This window comes from Pseudomonas sp. GLN_2 (genome assembly GCF_043106005.1).
GTDB lineage: Bacteria > Pseudomonadota > Gammaproteobacteria > Pseudomonadales > Pseudomonadaceae > Aquipseudomonas > Aquipseudomonas alloputida.
This window is the reverse complement of sequence record NZ_JBICMC010000014.1, coordinates 84816-102282: the sequence shown is the minus strand read 5'-3', so window position 1 is coordinate 102282 and position 17467 is coordinate 84816. Positions and strand designations below refer to the sequence as shown.

Sequence of the window (17467 nt, the reverse complement as noted above, 5' to 3'; positions counted from 1 at the left end):
GAGCATGGTTTGTTCTCTTGTTTTTATTGTCTATGTGGCCGCCTGCAGCGCAGACGGCCCCCTGACCCCCACCCGGCAACGCCTGGTGGGGGCCTGCAAAAAGCTTGAGGGTGTCGAGGCTCAGCCGTGGCGGTGTGGTTCGGCGACCCAGTCGGCCGTTTCAGCGACGGGGCTGACCACCGGCTCGCCGTTCAGGCGGCTGTGCAGCGTCTGGCGGTCACAGGCGTTTTCCGAAAGCGATACCACCACCGTCGCCACAGCGTTGCTGGCAAGACTCGTCAGCGCACGGGCTTCCGACATGAAGCGGTCGACCCCGATCAACAGGGCCAGGCCGGCCAGGGGAATGTCATGGATCACGGTAAGGGTCGAGGCCAAGGCCACGAAACCACTGCCGGTGACACCTGCCGCGCCCTTTGAGGACAGCAGCATGATCGCCAGCATGGTGACCACCTGGCCCAGGCTCAGGTCGATGTTGCAGGCCTGTGCGATGAAGACGGCTGCCAACGACAGATAAATCGCAGTACCGTCCAGGTTGAACGAGTAGCCAGTGGGCAGCACCAGGCCAACCACGCCTTTCTTGCACCCAAGCTTCTCGAGTTTCTCGAGCATGCGCGGCAGCACCGGCTCGGTGGAGGAAGTACCCAGCACGACGAGGAACTCTTCGCGGAAATAGCGCAGCAACTTCCACAGGCTGAAGCCATGGGCGCGGCAGATGCCACCGAGCACCACCAGCACGAAGAAGGCGCAGGCGATGTACAACGTCCCCACCAGCTTGGCCAGCGCGCCAAGGGACGTAATGCCGTACTGGCCCACGGTGAATGCCAGTGCGCCGAAAGCGCCGATCGGGGCAAAGCGCATCAGGTAGCCGAAGATGCGGAACACCATGGTCGAGGCCGACTCCAGCACGTCCAGTACCGGCTTGCCCTTTTCGCCCATCGACGAGAGGGCGAAACCGCTGAGTACGGCGATGAACAGCACCGGCAAGACCTCACCCTTGTTGAAGGCACCGATGAAGGTGTCCGGGATGATGTGCATGAAGAAGTCCACCACGCTCAGCTTGGCGGCCGACGCGGTGTACTGGCTCAGGCCCGCTGTGCTCAAGGTAGCAGGATCGATGTTCATGCCGGCACCTGGCTTGAACAGGTAAACCGCCGCCAGTCCGATCACCAGGCTGACCACCGTCAGGCCCAGGAACAGCAGCAGGGTCTTGCTCATCAAGCGCCCCAGGGAACGCTTGTCGGTCATGCCGGCGATGCCGGTGACGATGGTGCAGAACACCACCGGCGCGATCATCATCTTGATCAGCTTGATGAACGCATCACCCAGCGGCTTGAGGGCCACGGCCTGTTGCGCCCAGAAGTGTCCGACCACCACGCCCAGCAGGACGGCGCAGAGAATCTGGAAATACAGCGATTTGGCGAGTCTCATGGCATCACCCATTGTTGAAATTGTGCGGATGCGCTTGTTACGAATGTGCAGGTCTGAATCGGTGCCTGGAGCTACCCGGCCAACCTGCGGAATGTAGGGGCGTAGACGAACCCTGAGAAGAGCCGCCGGGCGGTTCGCACCACCGAAGCCTGGATCGTCTGGCCCTCGGCACCGCTGCGCGTCAGCGCAACATCGATGCCACCACTTGGGTGCTCCAGGCGGACCTCGGCCAGTTGCTGCGCGCCTTCGCCCAACAGGTCGGCAATCACGGTGCCAGGGCTGACGCAGGCAGTCGCCAGCCCCACCGCTCCCGTGATCGCCAAGGCACGATGGCAGTTGTGCGGCATGAAATAGCGAACCTGCAGCGTGCCGTCGTAGCGCGGCTTGGACACCAGCACTGGCTTGGGGATGACCATGCCACTGACATCGCCCAGGCCCATGGCCTTTCCGGCCTTCAGCCGCAACGCTTCCAGGCGTTCGAGCAGCGCGCTGTTGGCGTCCAGCTGAGCCGGGGTTTCCGAGCCGCTGACCCCCAGCTGGCTGGCCTCTACCACCATCATCGGCATGGCCATGTCGATGCAGGTCACCGGCACGCCATCAATCACGTCCTGGGCCTTGCCCGTGGGGAACAGCTTGCCGGTCTTGCTGCCGACCGCATCGAGGAAGGTCAGATGCACCGGGGCGGCAGTGCCCGGTACCCCATCGATCGCCGTGCGGCCTTCGTAGCGCACGATACCGCCGGGCGTTTCGACCAGCGAATTGACGAAGGTGCCGGTGTTGAGGTTGCGAATGCGCACCAAGGTCTTGCCTTCCTGGCCTTTTACCAACCCCTGTTCGATGGCGAACGGCCCAACCGCACACAGCATGTTGCCGCAGTTGGGGGCCGTATCGACCCGGCGCTGTGCGACCATCACCTGCACGAACAGGTAGTCGACGTCGGCGTCGGCATGCAATGACGGGCTGATGATCGCCACCTTGCTGGTCTGCGGGCTGCCGCCACCGATGCCGTCGATTTCCAGCTCATGGCCAGAGCCCATCAGGTTGATCAGCAATTCGTCGCGCTCGACCACATTGGCAGGCAGGTCCCAGGCGTGGAAGAACGGCCCTTTGGAGGTACCGCCGCGCATGAGTACGCAAGGAATTCGTTGCATGATTTCGCACTCTTGTTGATCAATGGACATCATTGATGCTGTGAGCAAAAGAGTGACAGGGATGGATAAATCAATCCAATGCAAATATCGTAGCTATTATTGCGATTCAGACATAAATAAAGCGCCAGGCCAGTCGAAGGTTTTCTTATGGAATATGAGCTGCAAGACATCAGATCTTTCGTGAAAATCGCCGAACTTGGCAGTTTTCATGAGGCCGCCGAAGCGCTTCACCTGTCCCAGCCGGCCCTGAGCCGGCGGATCAAGAAGCTGGAGGAAGGCCTGGGCACCTCCCTACTGGAACGCACCACTCGCCGGGTCAGCCTGACCAGCGTGGGCCGCGACTTCCTGCCCAAGGCCAGGCGCCTGCTGGATGATTTTGAAGACTCGATCCTCAGCATCCGCGAACTGGCCGAGCGCCAGACCGGTCAGGTTACCCTCGCCTGCATCCCTACCGCCGCGTTCTACTTCCTGCCGTCGGTGATCCGCGATTACAACGAGCAATACCCGAAAATCCGCATTCGCCTGCTGGACCTTAGCGCCAACGACGGGCTCGAAGCCGTGCTGCGCGGCGAGGCCGACTTCGGCATCAACATGATGAGCGGCCAGCACCCGGACATCGAGTTTGTCTCGCTGGTGCAGGAGCACTTTGTACTGGCCTGCCGGCGTGACCACCCACTGGCGAACCGCGCCTCCGTTACCTGGACAGAGCTGGCTGATTACCGCCTGATCGGCGTCGGCCGCCTGAGTGGCAACCGCATGCTGCTGGACCATGCGTTGTCCGGGCTCAACCTGCGGCCCAAGTGGTTCTACGAAGTGCAACACCTGTCCACGTCGCTGGGCATGGTCGAGGCCGGGCTGGGCGTGTCCGCCATGCCCAGCCTGGCCATGCCCAATGCCGACCACCCCACGCTGGTGAGCGTGCCGTTGATCGAGCCGCAAGTCACCCGCACGCTAGGGCTGGTGTACCGGCGCGGCGCATCGCTGTCGCCGGCTGCGGAAAAATTCGTTTCGATCCTGCTGCAGAAATGGCCAAATCGCTGAAGGAAGCCGCGCGCGGCCTTAGTCGTTCTTACCCAGCATGTACCGGTCAAAATGCTCGATATGCTCATCGAGGTTGTCCTCGAGCATCATCCGGTACTGATCACAGAAGTACTTCAGAATCTCTTCCCGTGCCGCGCCCAGCTCCGCGCCGCTCTTGAAGCCGCGGGCGCTCATCCAGGCGCTGAAGCGCGCGGCACCGAAGGTCAGCGAGGCGCTTACCTTGCCCAGGTCTTCGAACTTTTCGATCTGCTGGTTCGCCAGTTCGATGTGCGCATCGGCGCGATCGTAAAAGGCCTGGTCGGTAGCTTGGGTCATTGGGGTTCACCTTGTTGCGCAATGCGAGCGGGAGGCCAAGCCTTGCATGTCGCGGCGCATACGTGCAAGGCTGAAAAAGGATCACCCATGACGAAAAGGAAGCAAAGCACCTCATGCTTGGAATCACACGTATCCATCGCTATTTGCGCCCACTGCCTGCAAAACCGACTGCAGCCAGTGGGCGTGACCTCAAGGCCAAACGCGCCACCCGCCTCACCTCAACGGTTGCCAACCTCCTCTGCACGCCCCGCTCCGCCCCGCCTTACCTCTGCGTCACTCCTGAGCGTCCCCCTGTCGAACGTGTGCCCCCGACCTGACTGCCTCCTCTGCAGCTCACACACCGTTCTCGCCTGTTGCAGGCGGGATGCCTGACGCAACGACAAGGGGCAACAGCCAATGCTTTTCTTTCACGGTAAACAGATTTTCAGCGCCATCTTCGATATGGATGGCACCCTCTTCGACACCGAGCGCCTGCGCTTCAGGACACTCAAGCAAGCGTCTCTGGAAATCTTCGGCAAAGCGCTGAGCGAGCACACCCTGATTGGCTCGCTGGGCCTGAGCGCAAAGAAGGCCGAGGCCCTCGCCAAGGCGCATAACGGCGAAGACTTCCCGTACGCACAAATCCGCCAACGCGCGGATGAACTTGAACTGGAGTATGTGCGCAATCACGGCGTACCGATCAAGGCCGGCCTGCTGGAGGTACTGGAGCGCCTGCGCAAATCAGGCCTGACCATGGCGGTGGCCACCTCCAGCCGCCGTGCCATCGCCGAGGAATACCTGATCAACGCCAACGTGCTGAAGTACTTCGACATCACCGTTTGTGGCGATGAAGTCAGCCAAGGCAAACCCCACCCCGAGATTTTCCTGAAAGCCGCCCGCGCGCTCAATTGCGAGCCAGGCCAGTGCTTCATGGTCGAGGACTCGGAAAACGGCATGCTGTCAGCGATGCGCGCCGAAGGGCAGGCGATCCTGATCGAGGACATCAAGCCGCCTGCGCCCGAAATCAAGGCGGGCGCGCTCAAAGCCTACCGCAGCATGCATGAATTTCTCGCCGACCTGAGCGCGTGCGTACCCGACCTGGGCATGCCTGCATTGAGCGAGCCGTTCCCGGCCTCGATGAACCAGTTCAGCGTGGGCATTCATGGTTTCGGCGCCATCGGCGGCGGTTACCTGACACAGGTATTTTCCCATTGGGACGGCTACACCCGACCGCGTGAAATCATTGCCGCAACCCGCTCGCGCATGCTGCGCGAAAGCGTCAGCGCCTTCGGCCGCTACAGCGTGCGCTACGGTGCCACATCGTTCGACCAGACCATCGACAACGTGCGCATGATCGACATGGACGATGACGACGCGGTCATCAGCATGTACACCACTGCCGAAATCATCGGCCTGAGCCTGCCCGAGCAGGCCATCAGAAGCCAGGCCAGGGTGATCGCCCAAGGCCTGCTGCAACGCTTCGAGCGCCGAGGCCGCGAGCTGACCCTGCTGATCGTGCTGAACAAGGTTGGCGGTGCGGCGTTCGTGCAGCGTCATGTGCAAGCCGAGCTGGCGTTACTGTGCCCGCCTGCGATCAGCGAGCAGGTTATGCAAAAGACCCATTTCGCCGAAACGGTGGTCAGCCGCATCGTGTCCAAACTGGGCAATGACGCACTGGTGAGGCAACTGCGCATCAAGTCGCAGATGTTCCAGAACAGCCTGGAAGACGAGCCCGCAAGCACCTGCAAACCTTCAGCGCCGCTACCGGAGTACGAACGGCTGATCGGCCACTTCAGGCCCTTTGCACAGCCCAGCAGCGCCATGAGCCAGCTGCATCTGGTGCTGTTCAACAGTGAAGCCGACATGCCGCTTTACGCGGAGCGCGGCAGCGATCTGCTCGAACGCCTGCGCCAGGTGAAGACAGTGCCAGACATTGCCCAGATCCAGATCATCAAGAACCGCCTGTGGAACGGCCCGCACGCCATCGTGGCCTGGTACGCCAGCCTGCTGGGCCATGCCTGGGTCGGCCAGGGCATGGGTGATGCGCGGGTGAGTGAGTTGGCCGAGCGCCTGATTCGCCAGGAGGTCGCGCCCGCACTGGTGGCCGAATACCCACAGATGGCCGAGGTGGTCAGCCGCTTTGCCGAGGCATTCCTCGAGCGCTGCCAAACCTCGTTCAAAGACCCCTGCGCCCGGGTAGGCCGCGACCCCTTGCGCAAGCTGCAACGCAACGAACGCATCCTCAGCAGCATCGACCTTGCCCGCAAGCACGGTATTGCAACCCCGGCCCTGGCGTTTGGCGCCGGGCTCGCCATTCACCACGCCCTGAACTGCAGCAACAGCAAGGACCTGGAAAGCCAGGCAATCAGGCAGGTTTACCTGGATAACCAGGAAAGCGTCGAAGCCGTGCTCACCCATGCCAACAAACCGTTCCCCGGGTTGTGCCCCGTCAAGGACGCTGAACTGATCGCTGCCATCCGTGAAGGCTTCCGCCAATTGCCACAGCCGGCTTCGCGTCACGCGGTTGCTGTAGGCTCATAACCAGCCCTGGCCGGGACACCGTGGGCGCGGGTTGCGCCTGCGTCCCGGTCAGCGCCATGGGCTGGCCTTGGAGACCGGCCTAAAGCACTTCGAACAGGCCTGCTGCGCCCATGCCGCCGCCCACACACATCGTCACGACCACGTACTTCACCTTACGTCGCTTGCCCTCCAGCAAGGCATGGCCGACCATCCGCGCGCCGCTCATGCCGTAGGGGTGGCCGATAGCAATGGCGCCGCCATTGACGTTCAGTTTCGCCGGGTCGATCTGCAACTGCTGGGCGCAATACAGCACCTGGCAGGCAAACGCCTCGTTCAGCTCCCATAGCCCGATATCGTCTACCGTCAGGCCCTGCTGGCGCAGTAGCTTGGGCACCGCCAATACCGGGCCGATGCCCATTTCCTCGGGGGCAAGGCCAGCCACGGCGATACCGCGGTAAAGCCCCAGGGCTGCGATGCCCGAGCGCGCCGCCAGCGCGCCCTCCATCAGCACGCAGGCACTGGCGCCATCGGACAACTGACTGGCATTGCCGGCCGTGACACAACCGCCTTCGACCACGGGCTTGAGCCCCTGTAGATCGGCCAGGATCGTCGCCGGTCGGTTCCCTTCGTCCTGGATCAGGCGCACCTCTTCATGGCTGACAACACCTGTCAGCTTGTCCACCACCTTCTTGCGTGCGGTGACCGGCACGATTTCAGCGGCGAACAACCCTGCCGCCTGCGCCGCCGCCGTGCGCTGCTGAGACTGCAGGGCGTAGACATCCTGAGCTTCGCGGCTTATGCCATAACGCCGGGCCACCCGTTCGGCCGTTTGCAACATCGGCATGTAGGCGTGCTCGCTCATGCGCAGCACTGCGGGGTCGTAAGCCTCACTGGCCAGCTGGTTGTGCACCTGCTGCACCAGGCTGATCTGCTCCTGGCCTGCGCCAATGGTCACTTGCATGCCATCAACCATGATCTGCTTCGCCGCCGTGGCAATGGCCATAAGGCCTGAAGCGCACTGGCGGTCGACGGTCTGACCGCTGACCGTTTGGGGCAGGCCGGCGGCCAGCGCCGACAGCCGACCCGGGTTGATCGCGGCAGTGCCGCTCTGCATGGCAGTCCCCAGCACCAGGTCATCGACCTGCGCCGGTTCGATACCGGCACGCTCTACCGCGGCGCGGATAGCGACAGCCGTCATGCTGGGGGTTTTCAGGTCGTTGAAGGCGCCACGCATGGCTTTGCCGATAGGGGTGCGAGCAGTGGCGACGATCACGGCGTCTTTCATGATGGCTGTTCCTCAGGGGATAGGGGCTGCAGTTCGCTCAACACGCGCCGCAGGCAGTCAGGTACCGGCACCGGGCGCCGCCCTTCGCGGTCGACGAATACATGGACGAAGCGGCCGGTGGCGCAGGCCAACGGCTGACCGGCAAGGAACACAGCCAACTGATAGTGCACCGAGGTGTTGCCCAACCGGCCCACCACTAGGCCCACTTCGATGTCATGCGGGAAGGCCACCGGCGCCTGGTAGTCGCAGGCGGAGCTGACCACCAGCGCGATCACCCTCCCCTGGTCGATATCCAACCCGCCCTCCCGCACCAGCAGGCGGTTTACGGCGCTGTCGAAAAAGCTGTAATAGACCACATTGTTCACGTGGCCATAGACATCGTTGTCGTGCCACCGGGTGGTTATAGGCGTGAAGTGCCGATAGTGTTCACGTTGCCGGAGGTCGCTCATCAGTAGGCTGCCTCATAGATGGCCAGCGCATCGGCCTGGGTGACTTCACGCGGGTTATTGACCAAAAGGCGCTGCTGTTGCATCGCGTCTTCGGCCAGCTGGCCAAGCCGATGACGCGGTACATCGGCGTCGCGCAGGCGGTCCGGTAACCCGCAGCGGCGACCTAGCGCGGCCAGCTCGGCCACGAATTGTTCTGCCTGCTGGCGCTGATCGCCGGGCTGCAAACGGGCCCCCAGCAGCGGCACGGCCAGTTCGGCGTAGTCCACTGCCGCCACCGGCAGGTTGAAGCGCAGCACATGCGGCAACACCAGCGCGTTGGCCAGGCCATGGGGAACATGAAAGTGCCCACCCAGCGGATAGGCCAGGGCATGCACCGCCGCCACCGGTGCATTGGCAAAGGCCTGGCCGGCCAGGCAAGCCCCCAGCAGCATGGCCTGGCGGGCCTGCAGGTTGCCGCCGTTGTGCACAGCCTGGTCAAGGTTATCCGCCAGCAGCCGCAGCGCCTCACGGGCCAGCAGGCTGGACAGCGGGTTACGTTTGAGGCGGCTGGTATAGGCTTCGATGGCATGCACCATGGCGTCGATACCGGTAGCAGCCGTCACCGCCGATGGCAGGCCGAGGGTACAGACGGCGTCGAGCACTGCCAGGTCTGGCAACAGCAGCGGCGAAACAATGCCCATCTTGGTGGTGGCACCGGTGGTGACGATGGCGATCGGCGTCACCTCCGAACCGGTACCTGCCGTGGTGGGCACCTGGATCAACGGCAGCCGGCGGCCCTTGGCCCTGTCGATGCCGTACAACTCGGCGATGGGCTGCGAACAGTCGCGGTGGGCCAGCAGCGCAACCAGCTTGGCCACATCCATCGAGCTGCCGCCGCCGAACCCCACCACCAGGTCGGCGCCGATATGCCGGGCGCGCTGGGCGGCCGCCAGCACGCATGCCTCGCTAGGGTCGGCCGTAACCTCACTGAAGATCGCCACACCGACCTTGGCTGCCGTGAACCCCGGCAGCAGGTCATCAAGCATGCCAAGGCGGGCGATACCCGGGTCACTGACAATCAAAACACGCTTGGCACCGCGCTCACGGCACAGACCTGCAAGGCGCTGCACCGCGCCGGGTTCGCAGAGGATCTGCGCAGTGGTGGCAAAGCTGAAAGGCTGCATCGCACTCTCCTTGTTCGTGTGGTTTGCCGTGCGCTAGAACGCGAAATCGCTCGCCGGTAGCGCCATCAGGCAGTCCGCGCCACCCAGCAGGGCCTCGCGGTGAGCAGTGGCGCGGGGCAGGAGCCGCCGCCAGTAGAACGTCGCGGCGTCAAGCTTGGCCCTGTAGAAGGCTGTTTCCGCGCTGCCGGCGGCAAGCGTCGCTTCAGCGCACACCGCCGCTTGCAACCACATCGCCGCCAACAGCACGTAGGCCGAGTAGGCAAGAAAATCAACCGACACTGCCCCTGACTCCTGGGGGTCGCGTTGACAGGCCTCGACCACATGGGCGGCCAGGACGCGCCATTCCTCCAGACGTTGCCCCACGGCCGTCGCCATGGCCTGCAGGCCGTCGCGCGCATTGGCAGCCCTGACGTGCAGCGCCATTTCGTCGATCAGCAGATTGAGCTCGGCCCCGCCGTCCCCCAGGACCTTGCGGCGTATCAGGTCGAGGGCCTGTATGCCGTTGGTGCCTTCATAAAGCTGGGTGATGCGGCTATCGCGCATCAACTGCTCCATCCCCCACTCGCGGATGTAGCCGTGACCGCCGTACACCTGCACCCCAAGACTGGCGACTTCCTGACCGACGTCGGTGAAGAACGCCTTGACGATAGGGATCAGCAACGCCGCCCGCCGAGCTGCGGCCTGGCGCGCCGGTGCACTTTTCGCAGCATGCTCCAGGTCCAGTTGCCGAGCGGTGTAGATGCCCAGCATGCGACAGCCCTCGGTAAGGGTCTTCTGGGTCAGCAGCATGCGCCGCACGTCTGGATGGACGATGATCGGATCGGCAGGCTTTTCCGCTGCCACCGGCCCGGCAAGCGAGCGCGACTGCAGACGCTCCCGGGCATAGGCCAGCCCTCCCTGAAAAGCGGCCTCGGCAATACCAAGCCCCTGCAGGCCGACCTGGAAGCGGGCATCGTTCATCATGGTGAACATGCAGGCCAGGCCCTGGTTGGCCTCCCCCACCAGCCAGCCCTGGGCACCGTCGAAGTTCATCACGCAGGTCGATGCCCCCTTGATGCCCATCTTGTGCTCCAGCGCCCCGCAGCCCAGCGCATTGCGCTCGCCACCGGGCAACAGCTTGGGCACCAGGAACAGGCTGATGCCCCTGACACCGGCCGGCGCATCAGGCAGGCGCGCGAGTACCAGATGAACGATGTTGTCAGTCAGGTCCTGCTCGCCACCACTGATGAATATCTTGCTGCCGGTAATGCGATAGCTGTCGTCCGCTTCCGGCTGGGCGCGGGTACGCAGCAACGCCAGGTCGGTGCCGGCCTGCGGCTCGGTCAGGCACATGGTGCCGGCCCACTCGCCACTGACCATCCGGCTCAGGTAGGCCTGCTTGAGTGGCTCGCTGCCATGGCGATGCAACGCCAGGACCGCGCCCTCGGTCAGGCCGGAGTAGATGCGGAACGACAACGACGCTGCCATCAGCATTTCATGGAAGCTGGCCGATGCCATCTGCGGCAAACCCTGGCCACCGTAGGCCTGCGGCCCGGTCATACTGGCCCAGCCATGTTCGACGTATTGCCGATAGGCGTCCCGCATACCGTCCGGGGTGGTGACCTCGCCGCCCACCCACTGGCAGCCCTGTTCGTCACTGTTGCGATTGAGTGGTGCGATGATTTGGCCAGTGAAGCGTGCGGCCTCCTCAAGGATGCCGTCGAGGGTGTCGCGGTCCAGTTCGATACCGAGTTGCTGGCAATGTCCGCTCAGGTCGAACAGTTCATGCAGCACGAAACGCATGTCGCGAAGGGGCGCCTGGTAGTTCATGCCTGAACCTCCCCACGCGGTTCGAAACGCTTGCCACCGGCCACGAGTGAATAGAGCAGCCCTGCCGGGCGCCAATGCTCGCCAAGCACGCCCTGCAGGTATTCCAGCCGGGCCAGGATAAACGGCGCCCCCTGCTCGTCAGCCCAGCGCATGGGCCCGCCAGTGGCAGCCGGGAAGCCATAGCCGTGGAGCCAGACCCGGTCGATGTCGCTGCTGCTGGCGGCGATACCTTCCTGAAGAACCTTCGCCCCTTCGTTGACCAGTGCCAGCAGGCACCGTTCGAGGATTTCCTCGGCACTGATGCCCCGACGTCGGTAGCCAAGGTTCTGGGACACCTGCAGCACCAACGCGTCGACCTGCGGGTCATGCTCGGCCTGCCGGCTGCCGGGGGCATAGCGGTAATAGCCCTGCCCGGTCTTCTGCCCAAGGCGGCCGAGCTCGCACAGCGCATTATCGACCTGCACCAGCGGGTCGTGCATGCCTTGCCCGGCCAACTGCCGGGCGCGCCACTCCAGGTCGATGCCCACCACGTCGTACATGCGGAACGGCCCCATGGCGAAGCCGAACTGCTGCAGTACCGCATCCACCTGATGTGGCAACGCCCCTTCAAGCAGCAACTTGCGCGCTTCGCCCACATAGCTGCGCAACATGCGATTGCCAATGAAACCAGGGCAGTTGCCTGCCACTATCGCCACCTTGCCCATGCGCTCGCCCAGCGCTTTGGCGGCATCGAGCACCTTCTGATCGGTGTGCGTCCCACGCACGATTTCGAGCAGCTTCATGACATGCGCAGGGCTGAAGAAATGCAGCCCCAGGACCTGGGACGGCCGCTGGGTGACGGCGGCAATCGCGTCGATGTCCAGCGCCGAGGTGTTGCTGGCCAGGATCGCACGTGGCTTGAGGTGTGCATCCAGTGCACGGAAGATTTCCTGCTTGAGCGCCAGGTTTTCATACACCGCTTCAATCACCAGGTCGGCCTCCGCCAACGCCGGATAGCCGTCCACTGCCTGCACACGCGCCAGGCAAGCGTCGGCCTGGGCCGGGGTGATGCGCTGCTTGTCCACCTGCTGGGCCCAGGCCTGGCTGACCATGCCCAGCCCGGCTTCGAGCGCTGCCGCGTTGCAGTCCAGCCACAGCACCGACAGCCCGGCGTTGGCCAGGCTGATGACGATGCCGCGGCCCATGGTGCCTGCACCTATCACAGCCACCTGATTGATCGGGAAGGGAGTATTCACGCGCAACGCTCCTGCTTTCTTGTAGGTATGAGGACTGTGATCACCCTAAGCAGGCCGAAGGTATTTTTGAAATTTCCATTTCGTATGCCATATATTTTCAGCATGAATATTTCGAACTTCGACCTGAACCTGCTGCGCGTCTTCGACATGTTGCTGCGTGAACAGAACGTATCGCGGGCAGCCGAGCGTCTGGCCCTCACCCAGCCGACCGTGAGCAATGCCCTGGCGCGCCTGCGTGACCAGCTGGGCGACCCGCTGCTGGTCCGCGTGGGCCGGCGCATGCGCCCGACACCACGGGCCTTGGCACTGGAGGGGCCAATACGTGCGGCGTTACAGCAGATCGAGCAGACGTTGGGCACCGGCGATGGCTTCGAGCCTCAGCGCAGCCATCGCCAGTTGCGCATCGCCCTCACCGATTTCGTCGAACAGCTGTGCATGCCGCCACTCCTGGCGCGGCTGGAGCTGCTGGCACCCAACGTGCGTATCGACGTGGTGCACCTGGCCCCCAACCTGCCGGCCGAGGCGCTGGACCGGGGCGACCTCGACCTGGTACTGGGCCGTTTCGACGAGGTGCCGGCGCGCTTCACCCGCCACCCCTGGCGCCGTGAAACCCTGCAGATCGCGCTGCGCCAGCAGCACCCGCACCTGGTGCCGGGCCAGGCACTGGACCTCGACGCGTTCCTGGGTTTGCGGCACATCTGGGTGCACGGCGGCCAGACCCGGGGCATGGTCGACCAGTGGCTGGCCGAGCAAGGCCTGACCCGGCAAATCGCCTATACCACGCCCAACTACCTGCAGGCCGCCCATCTGGCCGCAGCCACCGACATGTGTGTGGTGCTGCCGCGGCAACTGGCCCAGCAGTTCGCGCATCTGCTGCCTTTGGCGGTGCACGAACTGCCTTTTGCCCTGGAGCCTTTCGAACTGGAACTGGTACACCTGAGCCACCGTCAGCACGACCCCGCCCTGGCCTGGCTGGTCGAACAGATCCTCACGCTGCCCCCCGCCTGAAGCCATCAGGAAACGCGATAGCGGCCATGCCGCTCTGGTATTGGCTGGTGCGCAAGCCCCTCCCCTAGAGTGTTCTGCCCCAAGAACAACAAGGACATTCCATGCGCTTTTCATTGTCGATGCTGGCGCTTGCCCTGCTGGCCCCCCTTCCGAGCCTGGCCGCAACAGCGGCCAAGGATGCCACCCCGGCCACCCAGGCCAGCAACCAGCAGTGGCTGCAACGGTTGCCTTTCGAGGATCGCGTCGATTACGAAACCGCCCGGCGTGGGCTGGTCGAGCGGTTCGACGGGCCAGTCGCGACAGCCGATGGCAAGACCGTGTGGAACCTGGCCCAGTATGCATTTCTGGAACCGGCGCAATCCCCTGCCACGGTAAACCCGAGCTTGTGGCGCATCGCTCAGTTGAACAACATCGCCGGACTGTTCAAGGTCACCGAGGGCATCTACCAGCTTCGCGGCCTGGACCTGGCCAACATGACCATCGTCGAGGGGAAGGACGGGCTGATTGTGCTTGACCCGCTGCTTGCCGTGGAGACCGCCAAGGCGGGCCTCGAACTGTACTTCAAGCACCGCCCGCGCAAGCCGGTGACCACGGTGATCTACACCCACCCGCACGTCGACCATTTCGGCGGCGCTCGCGGCGTGATCAACGAGGCGGACGTCAAGGCTGGCAAAGTCCAGGTCATCGCGCCCGAGGGGTTCTTCGAACATGCCATCGGCGAAAACGTGCTGGCCGGACCGGCCATGAAACGCCGCGCCCAGTACATGTACGGCGCCCCCCTGCCCCGTGGGCCGCGAGGCCAGGTGGATGCCGGACTGGGCAAGGGCGTGCCGGCCAATGCCACCGTCAGCCTCATCGCGCCGACGCTCGAAATCAGCCAACCGCTGCAACGCATGACCCTCAGCGGCGTGGAGGTGGAGTTCCAGCTGACCCCGGGCACCGAGGCGCCGGCGGAAATGAATATTTATTTCCCGGCGCTCAGGGCACTGTGCATGGCCGAGAACGCCACCCATGTGCAGCACAACGTACTGACGCTGCGCGGGGCACTGGTGCGCGATCCGAAAGTGTGGGCCCATTACCTGGACCAATCGCTGGTGCGCTATGGCGACCAGGCCGAGGTGGTGTTCGCCCAGCATCACTGGCCCACTTGGGGCGGTGCGGCCATCCGCGACTACCTGGCCGACCAGCGCGATATGTATGCCTTCATCGACAGCCAGACCTTGCGCCTGATCAATCAGGGCCAGACGCCCATGGAAATTGCCCAGACCTTGGCCAGCCTGCCGCCGCGCCTGGCAAGCAAATGGTACAGCCGCGACTACTACGGCTCGCTCAGCCATAACGTCAGGGCCGTCTATCAACGCTATATGGGGTTCTACGACGGCAACCCGGCCAACCTCGACCCATTGCCACCGCAAGCGGCCGGCAAGCGTTACGTGGCGGCGATGGGAGGTGCCGATCAGGTGCTGACCCAGGCCCGCCAGGCCTTCGCCGAGGGCGACTATCGCTGGGTGGCGCAATTGGTCAACCACCTGGTATTCGCCGAGCCAGACAACACCGAGGCCCGCGAACTGCAGGCCGACGCGCTGGAGCAACTGGGTTACCAGAGTGAGAACGCCACCTGGCGCAATGCCTACCTCAGTGGCGCGCAGGAATTGCGCTCAGGCGTTGCCACCGGTGCGGGTAGCGGCGGCAACGCCGATGACATGGTGCGGGCCCTGACACCCAGCCTGTTTTTCGACTACCTGGGCGTGCGGGTGAATGCCTACAAGGCTGCCGATAGCGACCTGACCATCAACTGGCGGTTTTCCGACCTGGACGAAGACTACGCGCTCACCCTGCGCAACGGCGTCCTCACCCACCGCGACCTGGCGCGCCACGCCAAGGCCGATGTAGAGGTGACCATGCGCAAGCAGACGCTGGACAGCATTGCCTTGAAGCAGACAGGCTTTCTCAAGGAAGCCACAGCAGGGGCAATCGACATCAAAGGCGAGCGGGTAAAGTTCCTGCAATTCATGGGCGGGCTGGAAGAGGCTGATTCACGCTTCAATCTCGTCACGCCCTGAGCGGCAGCGGGCGGCGCCGGCACTGCGCTCAGCCGCCCTTCGCCAACCGGCACAAGCCTGCCAATGCCATGAGCCACACCACGCTACCCAGTGCCAGCACTTCCCACGGCGCAGGCTGGCCGCGTTCGGCCTGCAACATCGCCAGGCCCCGCTCGTAACGTCGCCCCTGGCGGGTCAGCAGCGCCAGCGCGGCCACGCCCGCCAATGCCAGCACGTACACATCGCCCTGACGACAGGCCAACCCCGCCACCGCCATCAGCGCCAGCACAGTGCGCCGCCAGGCCAACTCGGTGCGTTCTGCCTGCAGGCCCGGATCACCCATGCCAGCGTGGCCACAGGACGAGACCTGCCAGCAGTACAGCGACCAGGCAGCCCAGTGCCAACAAGGGCACCAGTGCCGGCAACGGCAATGGACGTCGATGACGCAATGCCCGCTCTACCCGCAGCCAGCGCAGGCAGGCGCCCGCGCTCAGCAATGCGCTCAGCAGCATCAGGCCAGCGACCAGCCACAGCCGCAGGGGTGTCTCGAGGACGTGGCCGGCGAAGGTTTCAATGGCGATAGCGCCACCCAGCAGCGCCAGCGCGGTGCGAATCCAGGCCAGGAAAGTACGTTCGTTGGCCAGGGTGAAGCGCGGATCAGGCGCTTCACCCTGGCCCAACAGCCGCCGCGACCAGTCAGGCCGTGGTTCAGGCACGCCCATCAGCGCACACCAAAGCTGCGCAGGGCGCCGGGCGAGAAGTACGAAAGGCTGGTGCGCACATTGAAGGCAAAGGGCCGACGCTGCTCGTTGATCAAGCCCGATGCATGGTAGCGGCCACTCTTGAGGTCGTAGGTAACCTCCATGGCGTTGACTGCCACCTGGCCGCCGGGGTGAAAGAAACCATGGGCCTGTGAGGTGCGCCACAGCTCGCCACGCGCGTCGTAGCTGTCTGTTTCGAGAATGGCCCAGGTGTCTTCATCCAGGTAGAACCGGCGCTTGGCGTAGATATGCTGCGCCCCGGGCTTCAACGTCGCCTCCACGACCCATACCCGGTGCAGTTCGTAGCGGGTTGGTGCCGGGTCGATGTGACCTGGCTTGATCAGGTCCGCATAGCGCACCTCAGGCGATGCCAAGCGGTAGCTGTTGTAGGGCACGTGCAGCGTCTGCTTGCCCAGCAGCTTCCAGTCGTACCGGTCTGGCGCGCCATTGAACATGTCGCGGCTGTCGGCGGTCCGCAGGCCGGCGGTGCCTGGGCCGGTGGTGTCATAGGCGATGTTCGGCGCCCGCCGTACCCGGCGCTGGCTGGCACTGTACACCCAGGACAAGCGCGGCTCGGCGACCTGGTCCAGTGTCTCATGCACCACCATCGCATCGCCGGCAAGCCGCGAGGGCGCCGTCATGCGGTAGGTGAAGTAATAAAGTACATTGCCCGCCCCCAGGCTGGCCAAGCCTTCAGGCCGGGCCACTTCCTGACGCGCGCTCATCAGCACGAAGCGGCCATTCTTCAGCGGCGTGACGCTGTCGGAGCTCAGGCTGTAGCTCTCGTTGCGATGCCGGGTCAGGTGGTTCCAGATCACCTCCAGGCCGTTGGTTGGCCGCGGAAAGGCGATGACGCCAGTGAAACCTCGCACACCGTTGCCCTGGTCATCCAGCTGCGCCTGCTCGGCGTTGCGGGCGGCCGATGCCGCGACCGCGTCGGGTACCGCAACACTGCGGTGGGTGGGATACACCGGCAAGCTGAGGCTGGCTGGGAAGCGTTTGAGCAAGGCCACCTGGCCGTCGGTAAGCTGACCTCGGTACTGCCGGTAGTTGGCGGCAGTGATCCGGTACAGAGCCTGCTCATCGGCAAACGGATCCAGCGGCGTGCCGTTGTCGCCCAGGCGTTGCTGGGCCGTACTCAACCCACCTTGCCAGGCCGGGATGCGCCCGTCGGGGCTGGCAGCACGCTCAGCTCCCACCGGGGTCAGGTTGTCGGGCAGGCCGGCTGCCGCCAGCGCGCCGCTCGCCCAGAACAGGCCGATCATCACCATGCGCATTTTC

15 protein-coding genes are annotated in these 17467 nt (G+C 64.1%); 4 read left to right on the top strand and 11 right to left on the bottom strand.

What is annotated here, in order from left to right:
• Nucleotides 1–120 precede the first annotated feature (120 nt).
• Nucleotides 121–1428 carry a dicarboxylate/amino acid:cation symporter gene (locus ACF8Q6_RS03975; protein ID WP_104962901.1) on the bottom strand — a complete coding sequence of 436 codons (1308 nt, stop codon included), beginning with the start codon at nt 1426–1428 and terminating at the stop codon, nt 121–123.
• A 71-nt stretch (nt 1429–1499) separates the two neighbouring features.
• On the bottom strand, nt 1500–2579 hold the full coding sequence (locus ACF8Q6_RS03970; RefSeq protein ID WP_003247270.1) for a 4-oxalomesaconate tautomerase: 1080 nt from the start codon (nt 2577–2579) through the stop codon (nt 1500–1502).
• Between the two features lie 147 nt (nt 2580–2726).
• Between ACF8Q6_RS03970 and ACF8Q6_RS03965 the strand changes: the two genes are divergently transcribed.
• Nucleotides 2727–3620 carry a LysR family transcriptional regulator gene (locus ACF8Q6_RS03965; protein WP_003247268.1) on the top strand — a complete coding sequence of 298 codons (894 nt, stop codon included), beginning with the start codon at nt 2727–2729 and terminating at the stop codon, nt 3618–3620.
• Nucleotides 3621–3638: 18 nt separating this feature from the next.
• Here the strand turns inward: ACF8Q6_RS03965 and ACF8Q6_RS03960 are convergent, their stop codons facing one another.
• Nucleotides 3639–3935 (bottom strand): DUF3144 domain-containing protein, encoded by a 297-nt coding sequence (locus ACF8Q6_RS03960; protein ID WP_019752160.1) that lies wholly within the window; start codon nt 3933–3935, stop codon nt 3639–3641.
• Nucleotides 3936–4331: 396 nt separating this feature from the next.
• Here ACF8Q6_RS03960 and mtlD point away from each other — a divergent pair, with 396 nt between their 5' ends.
• Nucleotides 4332–6455 (top strand): bifunctional mannitol-1-phosphate dehydrogenase/phosphatase, encoded by a 2124-nt coding sequence (gene mtlD, locus ACF8Q6_RS03955; protein ID WP_392491460.1) that lies wholly within the window; start codon nt 4332–4334, stop codon nt 6453–6455.
• Nucleotides 6456–6534: 79 nt separating this feature from the next.
• Here the strand turns inward: mtlD and ACF8Q6_RS03950 are convergent, their stop codons facing one another.
• The 5 genes from ACF8Q6_RS03950 to ACF8Q6_RS03930 are packed head-to-tail and all read right to left on the bottom strand — an operon-like array spanning nt 6535 to nt 12375.
• Nucleotides 6535–7719 (bottom strand): acetyl-CoA C-acyltransferase, encoded by a 1185-nt coding sequence (locus ACF8Q6_RS03950; RefSeq protein WP_392491462.1) that lies wholly within the window; start codon nt 7717–7719, stop codon nt 6535–6537.
• The gene (locus tag ACF8Q6_RS03945) at nt 7716–8168 is read right to left on the bottom strand and encodes a thioesterase family protein (protein WP_003247263.1); all 453 of its coding nucleotides are present in this window, start codon (nt 8166–8168) and stop codon (nt 7716–7718) included. The genes ACF8Q6_RS03950 and ACF8Q6_RS03945 overlap by 4 nt, the downstream gene beginning before the upstream one ends.
• The gene (locus ACF8Q6_RS03940; RefSeq protein WP_012053216.1) at nt 8168–9331 is read right to left on the bottom strand and encodes an iron-containing alcohol dehydrogenase; all 1164 of its coding nucleotides are present in this window, start codon (nt 9329–9331) and stop codon (nt 8168–8170) included. Before ACF8Q6_RS03940 ends, ACF8Q6_RS03945 begins: the two co-directional genes overlap by 1 nt.
• A 33-nt stretch (nt 9332–9364) precedes the next feature.
• Nucleotides 9365–11140 carry an acyl-CoA dehydrogenase C-terminal domain-containing protein gene (locus tag ACF8Q6_RS03935; RefSeq protein ID WP_392491465.1) on the bottom strand — a complete coding sequence of 592 codons (1776 nt, stop codon included), beginning with the start codon at nt 11138–11140 and terminating at the stop codon, nt 9365–9367.
• Nucleotides 11137–12375: a 3-hydroxyacyl-CoA dehydrogenase gene (locus ACF8Q6_RS03930; protein ID WP_012053217.1), complete on the bottom strand. Its 1239-nt coding sequence runs from the start codon at nt 12373–12375 to the stop codon at nt 11137–11139. Before ACF8Q6_RS03930 ends, ACF8Q6_RS03935 begins: the two co-directional genes overlap by 4 nt.
• Nucleotides 12376–12459: 84 nt before the next feature.
• Here ACF8Q6_RS03930 and ACF8Q6_RS03925 point away from each other — a divergent pair, with 84 nt between their 5' ends.
• Both ACF8Q6_RS03925 and ACF8Q6_RS03920 read left to right on the top strand, forming a co-directional pair.
• Nucleotides 12460–13383, top strand: coding sequence for a LysR family transcriptional regulator (locus ACF8Q6_RS03925; protein ID WP_019437992.1), 924 nt, complete (start codon nt 12460–12462; stop codon nt 13381–13383).
• A 101-nt stretch (nt 13384–13484) separates the two neighbouring features.
• Nucleotides 13485–15446 carry an alkyl/aryl-sulfatase gene (locus ACF8Q6_RS03920; protein WP_392491466.1) on the top strand — a complete coding sequence of 654 codons (1962 nt, stop codon included), beginning with the start codon at nt 13485–13487 and terminating at the stop codon, nt 15444–15446.
• Between the two features lie 28 nt (nt 15447–15474).
• On the opposite strand, the gene ACF8Q6_RS03915 is transcribed toward ACF8Q6_RS03920, so the two are convergent.
• From ACF8Q6_RS03915 to ACF8Q6_RS03905, 3 genes are read right to left on the bottom strand one after another with little or no spacing between them, the layout of a single operon-like run.
• Nucleotides 15475–15768 carry a DUF202 domain-containing protein gene (locus tag ACF8Q6_RS03915; RefSeq protein WP_003247257.1) on the bottom strand — a complete coding sequence of 98 codons (294 nt, stop codon included), beginning with the start codon at nt 15766–15768 and terminating at the stop codon, nt 15475–15477.
• Nucleotides 15761–16147, bottom strand: coding sequence for a YidH family protein (locus ACF8Q6_RS03910; RefSeq protein WP_003247256.1), 387 nt, complete (start codon nt 16145–16147; stop codon nt 15761–15763). The genes ACF8Q6_RS03915 and ACF8Q6_RS03910 overlap by 8 nt, the downstream gene beginning before the upstream one ends.
• Nucleotides 16147–17457 carry a DUF1329 domain-containing protein gene (locus tag ACF8Q6_RS03905; RefSeq protein ID WP_392491487.1) on the bottom strand — a complete coding sequence of 437 codons (1311 nt, stop codon included), beginning with the start codon at nt 17455–17457 and terminating at the stop codon, nt 16147–16149. Before ACF8Q6_RS03905 ends, ACF8Q6_RS03910 begins: the two co-directional genes overlap by 1 nt.
• Between the last annotated feature and the right edge of the window lie 10 nt (nt 17458–17467).

Coding starts and splice junctions, on each gene's coding strand:
- ACF8Q6_RS03975 (WP_104962901.1), bottom strand. CDS start 1,428: ATGAGACTCGCCAAATCGCTGTATTTCCAGATTCTCTGCGCCGTCCTG.
- ACF8Q6_RS03970 (WP_003247270.1), bottom strand. CDS start 2,579: ATGCAACGAATTCCTTGCGTACTCATGCGCGGCGGTACCTCCAAAGGG.
- ACF8Q6_RS03965 (WP_003247268.1), top strand. CDS start 2,727: ATGGAATATGAGCTGCAAGACATCAGATCTTTCGTGAAAATCGCCGAA.
- ACF8Q6_RS03960 (WP_019752160.1), bottom strand. CDS start 3,935: ATGACCCAAGCTACCGACCAGGCCTTTTACGATCGCGCCGATGCGCAC.
- mtlD (WP_392491460.1), top strand. CDS start 4,332: ATGCTTTTCTTTCACGGTAAACAGATTTTCAGCGCCATCTTCGATATG.
- ACF8Q6_RS03950 (WP_392491462.1), bottom strand. CDS start 7,719: ATGAAAGACGCCGTGATCGTCGCCACTGCTCGCACCCCTATCGGCAAA.
- ACF8Q6_RS03945 (WP_003247263.1), bottom strand. CDS start 8,168: ATGAGCGACCTCCGGCAACGTGAACACTATCGGCACTTCACGCCTATA.
- ACF8Q6_RS03940 (WP_012053216.1), bottom strand. CDS start 9,331: ATGCAGCCTTTCAGCTTTGCCACCACTGCGCAGATCCTCTGCGAACCC.
- ACF8Q6_RS03935 (WP_392491465.1), bottom strand. CDS start 11,140: ATGAACTACCAGGCGCCCCTTCGCGACATGCGTTTCGTGCTGCATGAA.
- ACF8Q6_RS03925 (WP_019437992.1), top strand. CDS start 12,460: ATGCCATATATTTTCAGCATGAATATTTCGAACTTCGACCTGAACCTG.
- ACF8Q6_RS03920 (WP_392491466.1), top strand. CDS start 13,485: ATGCGCTTTTCATTGTCGATGCTGGCGCTTGCCCTGCTGGCCCCCCTT.
- ACF8Q6_RS03915 (WP_003247257.1), bottom strand. CDS start 15,768: ATGGGTGATCCGGGCCTGCAGGCAGAACGCACCGAGTTGGCCTGGCGG.
- ACF8Q6_RS03910 (WP_003247256.1), bottom strand. CDS start 16,147: ATGGGCGTGCCTGAACCACGGCCTGACTGGTCGCGGCGGCTGTTGGGC.
- ACF8Q6_RS03905 (WP_392491487.1), bottom strand. CDS start 17,457: ATGGTGATGATCGGCCTGTTCTGGGCGAGCGGCGCGCTGGCGGCAGCC.